A 13069-nucleotide genomic window follows, 5' to 3' on the forward strand; every position below is an offset into this window, starting at 1 on the left:
GCAGTAAGAACTATACCCCGATGGAAATGGCTACGCGCCGAATGTACACCGAAAACCCGGTAGAATTTCTATCTTGGTACTATCATCGTTTTGCAACGTATCGCCATCACGGGCCAAATGAAGTCCACCATTGGCTCGCAGATAAAAACCTGATCACCCAAAATATTGATGGTCTTGATGGTAAGGCCGGCAACAAAGATTATATCGCAATTCATGGGCGCTTAGATCAAATGACGCGTTTTCATGAGCAAGGCCCAACGGTTGAGACTTATCAAACGCCTTGGGAACAAGTGGATGAAGAGAATCTTGTCGACTCACTACTTTCCCTGTTTAAAATTAGTAAGCACACACTTACACCAGAGCTAGACGTTTCACAAAAGCCTTACGTTTTGCTCTTCGATGAGTTCTACACTGATCTTTACAGAATATCAGAGGCACAGGAACGAATGCGTTATGCCTCGAAGATGGTATTTATGGGCACCTCCTTTAGTGTCAATATTACTCAAATGGCCCTGGAAACGGCTGTTCATAACGATATCCCGATAGAAATCGTAGACCCGAAGCCCGTGAAAATTCACTACCAAAATACAACTTATCATCAGGTAAAGGCGTCTGATTATATTAAGAGAGTGACTTAACGTGAGTCTAGTTCAATTGATTTATGTGAGTACGGCTTCCAAGGTTTTAACCCTAGAAGACTTGAAAAGTATTGTTGAAGTCGCAAAGCTGAATAATCAAAAGCATATGATTAGCGGTTTTCTATGCTCAGATAAGCGCTATTTCAACATATCAAAACAGACTATCGCCACAAGGCCTTAAAGCTTATCGTTTATAACGAAACGACTAGCCGCTCTTTTCCCGAGTGGGCAATGGGAGCCGTTCTTCAAGTCGGGAGTCACGAGAAAATACTCGCAAAGTTCAACCCTGATCGTTCATTTCAACCGTATGCTTTAAGTCCAAGTGATAGCCTTAGTTTCTTACAGGCGTTTTCTGAATTCAGAGGGATGCCAAAAAGCACTTAATCAGAAAGACGAGCCTGGCTGCTCCAGAAACGCTAACTCTGGCTGACTCGACTCTCTTCCAAGTATCTGATTACGATGAGGGTAGCGACCAAAACGATCAATAATTTCCTTATGGCGCTTTTCAAATTCAAGATTGCGCTCCAAACCCTTTTGAGAATAAAGCGACAACGCAACTTCATGAATCGCTCTTGATTCACTATGCATGAAAGGCATATACAGAAAACTTCGCTCAGTGGGTTCAAGTGCTAAATCTGCACGACAAGCGATCGCTTCCTGAGCCAGCACCAAAGCAAGTGTATCAGAAGCGAAAGCAGCCGGCGTATCTCGATACATATTTCGAGAGAATTGATCTAGAACGATAATCTCAGCCAACCGGCCTTCGGGGCTTGAACGCCAAGTGTAGAGTTCCCCCGCATTCGCTTGGCGGTGCAAGGAAGCAAAACGCCCTTGAATCAGGGCGTCGAAATCAGAGTCCTTAACAAACCAGCTCGAAGGTTCGATTTCTTCAAACCAGAAACTCAATACAGATTGGCACATTGTTTCAGCTAAGTCCTTAATTAAGTAAAACCTAACTGTAGACCTTGAAACACACAAATGCGAGTCGTCGAGAGCTAAGGGCGACTCGGCGAGGGGTAGAACCCTCTGCCTACAGAGTCGATAAAAAGTTACAGCCCTGAATGGCACTTACTTAAGGAGAAATTGGCGTCATTCCCTTGAACAAGGGAATCCATTGTTTTGAGGCTAACTCAATGAAATTGAAGGACCATGACTATCGCTAACCTATAGATTTCTAGTCTTTTTTAACTCTCTAGGTCAGCCAAACGGCTGAAAAACAATGGATTCCCGCCCCGCCCAGGCGGCCCTCTCTTGCTGCGCAATTCACCTTGTGCGCGGGAATGACGAGTTTCGGGGCGAAATCAAGCTTAAGTAAGTGCCATTGGTTACAGCCCTCTTTTCAGAAAAGGGCTAACTTAAGTAAGCCGCCTTCAAATCATACATCTAAACCTGAAACGTACGCTGCATTTCGTCCAGCACTTCCCCTTCGTTCTCGGGCTCATAATGCGGAGGCATCCATGCAGGTCTTTCATTCTGATAAATCATACCAAGCCCGAAGCCATCATCCCTCTGAATTTCAGCCGCGGTCTGAATTGGGTCGTGAGTGTGCTCCTGACCAAACTCATGGACCATTTCCTTCCAATGCTTTTGCTCAGGTACAAAGGTGACACACTGGCTCAATGCCTGCACGAAGGAGAAACCTTCATGCTCAATAGCCTTAACGATTAAATCCGTTAGCTGCTTCGGATCACCATAATAACCACGCGCGATAAATCCGGCCCCGGCACCCAGTGCAAGGCTCGCTGGCTGCAGTGCAGGAACACCCGTGCCATGAGGGGTTAGTTTACTGTGATCCCAATCCGAAGGCGTCGTAGGTGAAGCCTGCCCTTTAGTCATACCGTAGACTTCATTATCCATGGCGATATAGGTGAAATTGATATTCCGTCGACAGGCATGCAAAAAGTGATTGCCACCAATAGAAAAACCATCACCATCGCCTCCCACCGCGATGACAGTCAAATCCGGACGTGCCACCTTCAAACCACCCGCCACGGGCAGCGCCCGACCGTGAACACCATGAAAACCGAATAAATGTGTGTAGGCAGGCAAACGAGACGAGCAGCCAATACCCGAAATGATAGCAACATTCTCCGGGTCAAGGTTGAGTTTTGCCAAAGCACGGGTTAAAGCAGCTAACACTGAATAGTGCCCACAACCGGCACACCAAATTGGGCTGACCGTAGACTTATAATCCTTCGCTTTTCTTGTTGCTATGTTTTTATTCTCAGCAGTTGGCGACATGTTCTACCTCCAGAGCGTTCTGTTCCCATTGATTAAAGGCACCGATAATATGCTTCGGCCGGATAGGTAAAGGGCCCGGAATAGCCAAGCTTTGGTGAGCACAAGGAAAGTCTACATGCGCCCTTAACCAAGCCATAAACTGGGCACCATGACTCTGCTCGACAACAAGTACTCTTTCTGCACCCTCTAGCTCGCGCAACAGCGCCTCGGTTTGTAGTGGCGCGATCAAACGTAAAGCAATGACTCGGCATGCCTCACCTTGCTCGGTCATTCTTTCAGCCGCTTCTTTAGCTACCGATGAGACCGACCCCCAACAAACTATGGCGCTTTCACCCTGCCCTGACACCTCAGCCCAATATTCAGAGTAGTCAAACTGACGAAGCTTCTCGGCGCGTTTCTGCAGCTGCTCGCGATGCATTTCTGTGGCAGCAGAAGGCGTGCCATGTTGGTTATGCTCCAAACCGTCTGCGGTATACATCATGTCTTCTTCACCAGGAATCGACATAGGTGAGATACCGCTATCAGTTAGTGCGTAACGATGATAAGGCGTATCTGAATGCGCTGCGATCAAGCGTTCACCCTTTTCTTGCCAAAGCTGCGGCTCCAGAAGGCTTGCATCTGACTGGGCCATTGATTGGTCAGACAAGGTAATCACTGGCACCTGCAGGTGTTCTGCCAACCACACTGACCAACCCGTGGTAAAGGCACTGTCTGCAATCGATAACATGGCAGTCACCACATGCGGCGCATCGCCATGCAAACCATGTAGCGCCATATTTAGATCAGACTGCTCTGATTTGGTGGGAATACCCGTTGAAGGGCCTCCTCGCATCACATTCACAATTACCAGAGGAGTTTCACTGGCAACGGCCAAACCTATAGACTCAGCCATCAATGCTAAACCAGGGCCAGAGGTAGCGGTAAGCGACGAAACACCGCCAAAAGACGATCCGATAATCATATTGATAGAAGCCAGCTCATCTTCAGCCTGAACCAAACTACCGCCCAACTTTTCCAAATTTGGCGCGAGCCACTCAAGAATTCCCGAGGCTGGTGTAATGGGGTAAGCTGCAACAAAGCGCGTACCTGCCTTTAGCGCACCGAGACCACAAGACTCACTACCATTTACCAACCATTGAGGAGATTTTTCACTCTTATCTGCCAATTGAACTTGCGCCACTTCCTGGTATTGGTCAGCCAGGTTCCAACCCGCAATTAACCAGTCTTCAGCCTGCGACAGCAACTCCTCTTTCTTGGCAAAGTGCTCTCTCAATACCTTCTGTATCGTGCCTTGCTCCAAACCTAAGAATTTGGCTAACAGGCCCGCAGCGACAATATTCTCTCCGCCATCAGCGGTCTCACTTGCGAGTGTATCCAATGGAAGCTCGACGACGCGAGCACCAGAGTCTTTAACAAACTCTGGAGTCTTAGCCTGATCTTTCCCTATGATAACGACACTGTTTTCGTTCAATGGCACTTCAGCACTAAAACGCGTGACATGGTCAGTATCAAGCAAGACGAGTAAGTCGAAATAGTCATCAGGGGATTGAACAGGATGATTTGAAAAACGAAGAAGGCTTAAAGACTCCCCTCCCCTTATTTGCGGCCCGAAAGAGCGTTGCGCCAAACCGAAGTAGCCTGCTTTGGCGCAAGCCTTGAGCAGTAACTGTCCGGTTGTGATAACACCCGTACCGCCGTAGCCAGCGATGGCAATGGAAACGGATTGCTTGGTCATATAGCCTCCTCTTATTGTTTAAGGAAACCATTACACAGAGCGCAGGCTAGGTAAATGAGTCAGGTCAAGTGTCCGCAGTTATAGTAAGCCGAGTTTAAAAAAGCTAGGCAGAGCCCCCTCATAAATCAAGGGCGTGCTAAATTGCTAACAAGCCTTGGAAGGCTCCGTTTACAAACCACCATCTAGCCGTTGCGAACCAAGCAAAGAGCAATAAAAGACTACGCATTCTAATTCGGTTTAAAGTTCTTCGGCGATAGACCGTACCAGCGTTTAAAAGCTCGGCTGAAACTTGATGCATCACTATAACCCAAGCTTTCAGCCAAAGTTTCAATGGATATATCCTGTTTTCGAATATGAGCCAGTGCAACGCGCTTACGTTCCTCTTCTAATAGCTCTTTATATGATGTTTCATGAGACTGAAGATGACGCCGTAAGGTACGCGGAGACATACAAAGCTCAGAGGCTAAGGTATCAAGAGACAATTCTTGGAAAATATCTCTACGAATAATGAATTTCACGCGATCTAAAACCGTATTATCAGGGCAAACTTCACTCAAACGCTCCTGACAACATTGTTCATTTAACTGGGCCGAATCTTTGTTGTAGAAAACCAGAGGCTGCTTAAGCAAGGCTTCAGACAAAACAATTCGATTCTGATCCTGATTAAAAAATACCGGCACCGAAAAGAACTCGTCGTAAGCCTCAATTACCTTCGGTTGATCGAAGGAAAAGTGTATCTGGCCCGCTTTATCATGGTCATCCAGCTCAACGCCCCCCATAAAAAAGCGCCCTAAGGAGTAAATTACAGAGCAGGTGAATTCCATAAAATAAGGTAGCGCGTCACCCAAGTCTTGTTTAGGCGTCAGGGTTAACACTCCCAATCCAGATTTTTGCATTTCAAACTTGAAACCCAGTATCTGTGTAAATAAAGGTTGATACTTGGTCAGAAGTTCCATCGCTTGCTGAACATTCTCACTACTCATAATTCGAGCCGCGAGTAGTCCATCATGATGCAGAAAACTCTGCTCTCCCAAGTAAAGTGCAAAAGGATGATGAGGAAGCAAACGCCTCGCATTAATAATCAGCTGCTTGTACTGAAGAAAATTTATCGTCTGATCAGTCTCGGATAAATCCTGAAACTGAAGCCCTGTATCTTTTAACAAGGACCTCAGATCTACCTTATTCATCATGAGGATTTTAACTAGCGGCTTAACACGCGCGATAGGGATAAAGACCTCACCCGAAGTCTGATATTCAGTACGTAAGTTTCGGTGCCCGATTTTGGCTATATTTAAAGCGCCCATAGTTAACCTTTCATTTTGTTTTTATTATCAATGAATATTTTGAGTCAGTGAAAAAAGGCTTTCTTACCTTGCCCTAAAATACTCATAAATGTTGCTATATGAACATATCGTATCGAGCAACCAAAGTTTTTGAAAGTAACCATCGCTCATTTCGCTAAAAAGATGTTATTTTTTGATCAGCTTATCATTCCCGCTGATAAATCTCGACATAACATACAAAACTTTCTTCATAGCTTTTTTCCGAAGAATTAACCTGGATCAAGATCAGCTATTTACTCAGCAAGGCTAGCAAGGAATACTTAATAAGAACTACACTATTTAACTTCATGGCTGTACCAAGAAAATAACAACTCAGTAGTCTGCTTATGGAAAACCAGCTTCGTATTTCTGAAATCTGCCAAGGCTTTGATAACAATCCCAAGCGAATGATTGATATCCTTTGGGCGATACAAAACACCTTAGGTTGGATCAGTGGCGACTCAATGAAGTTAGTCGCAGAAAAAACCAACAGTCACCGAGTCGTTGTTGAAGGGGTCGCGAGTTTCTATAGTTTTTTCAAAACTAGCCCTCAAGGAAAAATCATCATTCACCTGAGTGAAGATATAATCGACCAGCATAAGGGGAGCGCGGAAATTCTGCAGGCCTTTGAGTTGGCATTAGGGATCCCTGTTGGCAACACGACTCTGGATGGGAAGTTTTCACTCCACCTCACGCCCTGCATAGGCATGAGTGACCAAGCCCCTGCCGCCCTGATTAACGAGCACGTCGTCACCTCGTTAACACCAAGCAAAGTGAAACGTTTAGTTAACGCACTAAAACGTACACTCAAAGCATCTGAATCCGATAACTGGAGAGCACTATCCACCCGAATTCATGACACGTGTTTATCGGTATTCGGCGGTAAAACAGGCGATGGAAATAACAGCCACTCACTAGTACGGAGCATGGTAAATAACAATATTCAGCAATCTGGCCCGGTATTACTAAGTGAGCCTCCTTTAGCGCAAGCTTTGGCTAAATGCCTCTCAAAAAACCCCGACGAGATTATTGATGAGTTACTCCGCTCCGATCTAAGAGGTCGCGGCGGCGCGGGTTTTCAAATCGCGCGCAAATGGCAATTTGCAGCCCAAACACCGGCTGAAAAACGTTATGTCATTTGTAATGCCGACGAAGGCGAGCCCGGCACCTTTAAAGATAGAGTATTGCTAACAGAGCGCGCTCACCTCTTAATAGAGGGTATGACTATCGCCGCCTACGCAATTGGTAGTGAGCATGGCATTCTCTATTTGCGCGCTGAATATCGTTACCTGCTGCCCTACCTAAATAGCGTATTGGAAGAACGACGTCGAGAAGCCCTGCTCGGCCAAGACATGCTTATTGACGAGTCAACCGGAACACGCTTTTCCTTCGATATCCGCATCCAACTTGGTGCAGGTGCCTATATTTGCGGCGAAGAAAGCTCTCTGATCAGCTCATGCGAAGGACAACGCGGAGAACCCAAAAACAAACCACCTTTCCCTGCGCAGAAAGGCTACTTGGGTTATCCAACAGTGGTGAACAACGTCGAAACCTTCTGCAACGTGCCTCATATTCTGGACAAAGGTGCTGAGTGGTTTCAGTCTCTTGGCACCGAGCACAGCAAAGGTAGCAAGCTGCTCAGTATTTGCGGCGACTGCGAGCGCCCTGGCATCTATGAAGTTGAGCATGGTATTAGCGTCTCCGATGCACTCGACTTAGCTGGTGCTATTGATGCAGAAGCTGTCCAGGTAGGTGGTGCCAGTGGCGAAATGATTGCGCGTATCGACTTTAACCGGCGCTTATGTTTTGAGGATTTACCTACAGCAGGGGCTATCATGATTTTCTCGGCGCAACGTAATATTCTCGATATCGTCAATTACTTTATGCACTTCTTTATTGAAGAAAGCTGTGGCTACTGCACCCCATGCAGAGTCGGTAATGTGTTTTTAAAGAAAGGGCTTGAGAAAATCATGCTCGGCCAGGGCGAGAGCAAGGATCTGGAGTCTTTGCAAAGCCTCGGCAATACCATTATTCAAACCAGTCGCTGCGGGCTTGGGCATACGTCCCCTAAACCTATTTTATCGACAATTGAAAACTTCCCTTTGGTGTACTCCGCTTTGCTAAAAGACCACCCGGATGGTCGTCAGGCAGGCTTTGATATTCAAGGTGCATTGAACGAATCGCGTATTATCGCTAAACGACGATCGATTATTTTTGACCCGCGATACGACCATGACGACAGGGAGCAAAAATGATGAGCCAAGAAGAAAAGCGACTTAGCTTTACCATCGACGGCAAGAAAGTCGAAGCCCATGAGGGACAGTCGATAATGTCTGCCTGTGAGGCACAAGGTATCTACATTCCTCGGCTATGCGATTCTGAAGGCCTTGTTCCCCAAGGTAGCTGCCGAGTTTGCTCTGTCAAAATGAATGGCCGGGTCGTTGCCGCCTGCACACAACCCATCGAAGACGGTGCAATTATTGAAAATGAAAGCCAGGAAGTAACAGGCTATCGCAAAGATTTGGTCAGAATGTTATTTCATGAAGGCAATCATCTCTGTCCTATCTGCGAAGCTAGTGGACGCTGCGAACTACAAGCAACCGCCTATCGCCTTGGTTTGTCTCAGGCATCAGACTTCCCATACTTACAGCCTTCTCGCCCGGTTGATGCTTCGCACCCGGATATCGCATTAGATAACAACCGTTGCATACTCTGTGGTCGTTGTATTCGAGCCTCACGAGACGTTGACGACAAGCATGTCTTTGAATACGTGGGTCGCGGTATCCATAAACGTATTGGTGTGAATGGCGACTGCCTTGCTGATACCAATGCCGATATTAACGACTACGCCATGTCATTAGAGGTTTGTCCGGTTGGCTGTATTATTCGAAAGAACGATGGCTTTTTCGCCCCCGTTGGCGAGCGTCAATACGACAGCCATATAATTGGCTCAGATATCGAAGTACGACAATACCAGCCTGAAACCGGCAAAGAGGACAGTACAAAATGAGAAAGAAGCGTATTGCCACCACCTCTCTGGCAGGTTGCTTTGGCTGTCATATGTCGTTGCTGGATATTGATGAAAGAATAATCGAACTAATGGAACTGGCCGAGTTTGATCGCAGCCCTTTAAACGATGTCAAAAAGTTCACACGCCGTTGCGACATTGGCCTCATTGAAGGCGGCTGCTGTAATGAAGATAACGTCCATGTGCTTCGTGAATTCAGAGAGAACTGCGACATACTTGTTGCCGTTGGGCAATGCGCCATCATGGGCGGTTTGCCGGTCATGCGAAATGCCATTATGCATTCCGATGATCCGCTAAGAGAATGCCTGGACGAAGCCTATACCACGCCCAAGGTACTCAACCCAGAAAACCAGATACCAAATGACCCAGCTCTACCTTTGCTGCTCGACAAGGTTTACACCTGCGTCGATGTGGTCAAAGTTGACTACCAGATTCCAGGTTGTCCACCTTCTGGCGATGCGCTATGGAGTGCTTTAACAGCCTTGATCAAAGGCGAGCCACCTTCGCTTGATTATTCACTGATCAAGTTTGACTAATTCAAGGGCTGAAAAGATGAAAAAAACAAAAGCTCGGATCGTAGAAATAGAACCCCTAACGCGAGTCGAGGGTCACGGCAAAGTGACGATTCACCTCGATGAACAAAACCAGGTGTCTGAAGCGCGCTTACATATTGTCGAGTTCAGAGGCTTTGAGCGCTTTATCCAGGGCCGATTACTTTGGGAAGTGCCTGTCATCGTTCAGCGCTTGTGTGGCATCTGCCCGGTAAGTCACCACTTAGCAGCCGCAAAAGCTATGGATATGATTGTCGGTGTTGACCAACTCACGCCCACCGCCGAAAAAATGCGCCGCCTGATGCACTACGGCCAGATCATGCAGAGCAACGTACTCCACTTCTTCCATCTCAGTTCACCTGACCTGCTCTTTGGTTTTTCTGCGCCCGCAAAAAAACGCAATATCTTTGAAGTCATTAAAGCCTTTCCTGACCTGGCCAAGAAAGGCGTATTAATGCGCAAGTACGGACAAGAAGTTATTCAGTACACCGCAGGTAAAAAAATTCATGGCAACACAGCCATTCCGGGCGGCATCAGTAAGAGTCTTTCCGTTCAAGAACGAGACAAGCTATTACAAGATATCGACCAGATGATCGAGTGGTCACAAGAAGCGGTCGATATTACACGCAACTATACACTTGAGCACCTAGGGCTGGTAGAAAGCTTCGCCAACTTTAAGTCTAGTCATATGTCACTGGTTCGTGATGATGGCGCTTTAGATTTATACGATGGTCAGCTTCGCGCAATTGACGCCAATGGCAATTTGATCTTTGACCAAATGGATTACCGGCACTTCGATGATTTTATCAAAGAAGAAGTAAAACCCTGGTCGTACATGAAGTTCCCCTTTATCAAGAGCCGGGGCAATGTTGACGGTTGGTATCGGGTCGGCCCACTGGCTCGCATGAATACAGTCAGCTTTATCGACACCCCCTTGGCCAATGCTCGTCATGAAGAATTCAAAGAGTTCTCCCAACATAAGCCTGCTCATATGTCTTTGGCCTATCACTGGGCACGAATGATAGAAGTCCTTCACTGTGTCGAAAAGATCAAAGAACTACTTCTTGACCCGGATATTATGGGTACGGATCTCAAACTAACCGGCGATCGTCGTGAAGAAGGGATAGCCGTAATCGAAGCGCCGAGAGGCTCTTTATTCCACCATTACAAAGTCAATGAGAATGACCAAGTCACCTACTGCAACTTGATTGTCTCGACAACCCATAACAATACCGCCATGAACAAAGCAGTGACCGATGTCGCCCGAAAATATATTTCAGGCAAGAACAAAATATCGGAAGGCATGCTCAATCATATCGAAGTGGCCGTTCGCGCTTATGACCCGTGTTTATCTTGTGCAACCCATGCGCTCGGCCAAATGCCGCTCAAGGTGGAGCTGTTTGATCATGAAAATAAACTGATCGACAGTAACAGCCAGTTTGTAGATGGCCAAAATTAAATGAGTAAGAAGATACTCTTCATTGGCTACGGCAACCCTGGCAGACAAGATGATGGCCTCGGCCCGGCGCTTATTAAAGCACTCGAAGATGACTCAATACTTGCTGATAAAGTAAGCCTTTCTTCAAACTACCAACTCACCGTCGAAGACGCTTACGACATTACACAGTACGACACGGTGGTATTTGTAGACGCGAGTTTAGACTCTTCCCCACCCTTTTCGTTTAATGAAGCCAGCGCTAATGATCAACAAAGCCTGGGCAGCCATCAGCTTCAACCTGAGTCGGTTCTGCAATTGTGCCATACCTTATATGAGACAAAACCCGAAGCCTTTATTCTGGCAATTCGCGGCTACGAATTTGATGCCTTTGACGAGACACTGAGCCCGCGCGCCCAAGGCAATTTAGATAAAGCCCTCGCGTTCACTACCAAGTGGATTAGCGAGCATGCATGAGCTATCACTTGCGGAAAGTATGCGTGAACTCATTGAAGAACAAGCCGAAGCCGAGCACTTCAACTTGGTTGAAGCCGTTTATTTAGAGGTCGGTCAACTAAGCCATGTCGAGGCAGAAGCGATGCAGTTTTGTTTTGACGCCGTGATGAAAGGCTCCATTGCAGACAAGGCGAAGTTAATCCTATCCCGCCCTTCAGGTATTGGCCTATGCGGAAGCTGCCAGAAACAAAGTGAAATCAAGCACCTATACGATGCTTGTTCTCACTGCGGGGCTTTCGGCTTAGAGGTGATACAGGGAGACCAGGTTAGGATTAGTTCTTTGCAGGTTAGCACTAAAGAAAGTCCAACGGACTAGAAGTCTTGCCCTTAGAGAAATTAGCTGTGTGGGTATAAATCATCGTCGTGGCAACGTCGGCATGCCCCAATAGTTCTTGCAGCATTCTAATATCCATCCCGCGTTCCAAATGATGCGTGGCAAAACTGTGACGAAAGGTATGACAGGTAACACGCTTTGCAATCCCGAGCTTTCGAGCGCAGTACCTGACCGACTTCTGCAAGGTCGACTCGTGTAAATGGTGCCTGCGCACTGCTTTCGACTTGGGGTCGAGCGATAATTTGGCACTAGGAAACACATATTGCCAAATCCATAGCCGGTCATTTTTGCCGTACTTCCTAAGCAATTCGGCCGGCATATAAACACTACCATAACCTTCCTTTAAGTCAGCTTCATGCAATGCTTTTACGTCTTTCAAGTGCGCTTGCAATGGCCCTTGAATTTTAACAGGAAGCGGCACCACCCTTTCCTTATTTCCCTTGGCATTGCGTATGATAATTTGCTGATATGCAAAATCGATATCTTGAACCCTAAGCCGAACCGCCTCCATCAACCTTAGACCACAGCCATAGAGCAATGATACCAGTAGCAATTGAACCCCTTGTAGTTCGGCTAATATTTCGTTTACTTCATCAGTAGACAAGACAACCGGCAACTTCTGACGTTTTTTTGCCTTGACGTATTGGCTAACATCACCAAGCTCAAGATTTAAAACCATTTTGAAGTAAAAGACTATTGCATTCAGCGCAAGCGCCTGCGTTGAACTCGACACACCCTTATCAACAGCCAAAAATGAAAGATAGTCAATCACATCTCTGGCAGAGTTACCTTGGGTGTGACTATTAGAACAGAACTTTAAGAAGCGATTAACCCAATGGACATAAGTCTTTTCGGTGCGAATACTGTACCCCTTAGCACGCACCTGATAGATTAACTTCTCGACTTCTGGTGCATTTGCACTGCCCTCCAAGTCCATATTTTTGCTTCGACCTGTTACAACAGGCGTATTATTTCGCGCATTCGAGACATGATCAGCCTCCAACTCTTTGCACGACATTTTCCAATAATCCCAATCAACCTGCTTACAAAGGGGGGAATGAATACTTAGAAACAAACAATGAATCGCATCAACCACCTGACGCTTCCCCCCTGTGTCAGGATAGTTGTCGCCTCTGTTAATTTTTAATAATTGAATAGGAGGCGGTAAGAGAATATGAGTGAAGCATTATTCAAAAGAGTTTAAAGAAGCCATTGTTAAGAAGTGGCTTGAAAGTGGGTTATCATTAAGAACGTTTTCAGCCCAGGAAA

Annotated in this window: 12 protein-coding genes and 1 pseudogene; 8 read left to right on the top strand and 5 right to left on the bottom strand. The window is 46.5% G+C overall.

What is annotated here, in order from left to right; genetic code table 11:
* Together A3757_RS03860 and A3757_RS28035 are read left to right on the top strand one after the other, a co-directional pair.
* Positions 1-638 (top strand): Sir2 family NAD-dependent protein deacetylase (locus A3757_RS03860; RefSeq protein ID WP_068739195.1); only part of this gene is annotated, 638 nt, incomplete at its 5' end.
* Between the two features lies 1 nt (position 639).
* Positions 640-1022: pseudogene (locus tag A3757_RS28035) on the top strand (BLUF domain-containing protein).
* Here the strand turns inward: A3757_RS28035 and A3757_RS03870 are convergent.
* The 4 genes from A3757_RS03870 to A3757_RS03885 all read right to left on the bottom strand — a co-directional run bounded on the left by A3757_RS03870 (position 1023) and on the right by A3757_RS03885 (position 5918).
* On the bottom strand, positions 1023-1559 hold the full coding sequence (locus A3757_RS03870; RefSeq protein WP_068516141.1) for a DUF924 family protein: 537 nt from the start codon (positions 1557-1559) through the stop codon (positions 1023-1025).
* A gap of 462 nt (positions 1560-2021) precedes the next feature.
* The gene (locus A3757_RS03875) at positions 2022-2879 is read right to left on the bottom strand and encodes a 2-oxoacid:ferredoxin oxidoreductase subunit beta (RefSeq protein WP_068516145.1); all 858 of its coding nucleotides are present in this window, start codon (positions 2877-2879) and stop codon (positions 2022-2024) included.
* Positions 2863-4614: a 2-oxoacid:acceptor oxidoreductase subunit alpha gene (locus A3757_RS03880; protein ID WP_068552601.1), complete on the bottom strand. Its 1752-nt coding sequence runs from the start codon at positions 4612-4614 to the stop codon at positions 2863-2865. Before A3757_RS03880 ends, A3757_RS03875 begins: the two co-directional genes overlap by 17 nt.
* A gap of 227 nt (positions 4615-4841) precedes the next feature.
* Complete coding sequence (locus A3757_RS03885) at positions 4842-5918, bottom strand: AraC family transcriptional regulator (protein WP_068552599.1); 1077 nt, start codon at positions 5916-5918, stop codon at positions 4842-4844.
* 365 nt (positions 5919-6283) lie between these two features.
* Between A3757_RS03885 and A3757_RS03890 the strand changes: the two genes are divergently transcribed.
* From A3757_RS03890 to hypA, 6 genes are read left to right on the top strand one after another with little or no spacing between them, the layout of a single operon-like run.
* Positions 6284-8191 carry an NAD(P)H-dependent oxidoreductase subunit E gene (locus A3757_RS03890; RefSeq protein WP_068552598.1) on the top strand — a complete coding sequence of 636 codons (1908 nt, stop codon included), beginning with the start codon at positions 6284-6286 and terminating at the stop codon, positions 8189-8191.
* Positions 8188-8946: a 2Fe-2S iron-sulfur cluster-binding protein gene (locus A3757_RS03895; RefSeq protein ID WP_197469734.1), complete on the top strand. Its 759-nt coding sequence runs from the start codon at positions 8188-8190 to the stop codon at positions 8944-8946. The genes A3757_RS03890 and A3757_RS03895 overlap by 4 nt, the downstream gene beginning before the upstream one ends.
* A complete protein-coding gene (locus A3757_RS03900) occupies positions 8943-9500 on the top strand; it encodes an NADP oxidoreductase (protein WP_068552596.1) in 558 nt (185 codons plus the stop codon). The genes A3757_RS03895 and A3757_RS03900 overlap by 4 nt, the downstream gene beginning before the upstream one ends.
* A gap of 16 nt (positions 9501-9516) precedes the next feature.
* Positions 9517-10974: a Ni/Fe hydrogenase subunit alpha gene (locus tag A3757_RS03905; RefSeq protein WP_068552594.1), complete on the top strand. Its 1458-nt coding sequence runs from the start codon at positions 9517-9519 to the stop codon at positions 10972-10974.
* Positions 10975-11427, top strand: a complete 453-nt coding sequence (locus A3757_RS03910) for a hydrogenase maturation protease (RefSeq protein WP_068552592.1) — start codon at positions 10975-10977, stop codon at positions 11425-11427.
* Positions 11420-11782 (top strand): hydrogenase maturation nickel metallochaperone HypA, encoded by a 363-nt coding sequence (hypA, locus tag A3757_RS03915; protein WP_068552590.1) that lies wholly within the window; start codon positions 11420-11422, stop codon positions 11780-11782. The genes A3757_RS03910 and hypA overlap by 8 nt, the downstream gene beginning before the upstream one ends.
* On the opposite strand, the gene A3757_RS03920 is transcribed toward hypA, so the two are convergent.
* The gene (locus A3757_RS03920) at positions 11760-12896 is read right to left on the bottom strand and encodes an integron integrase (RefSeq protein ID WP_156490134.1); all 1137 of its coding nucleotides are present in this window, start codon (positions 12894-12896) and stop codon (positions 11760-11762) included. The genes hypA and A3757_RS03920 overlap by 23 nt on opposite strands.
* Positions 12897-13069 lie beyond the last annotated feature (173 nt).

Source organism: Oleiphilus sp. HI0117, assembly GCF_001635235.1.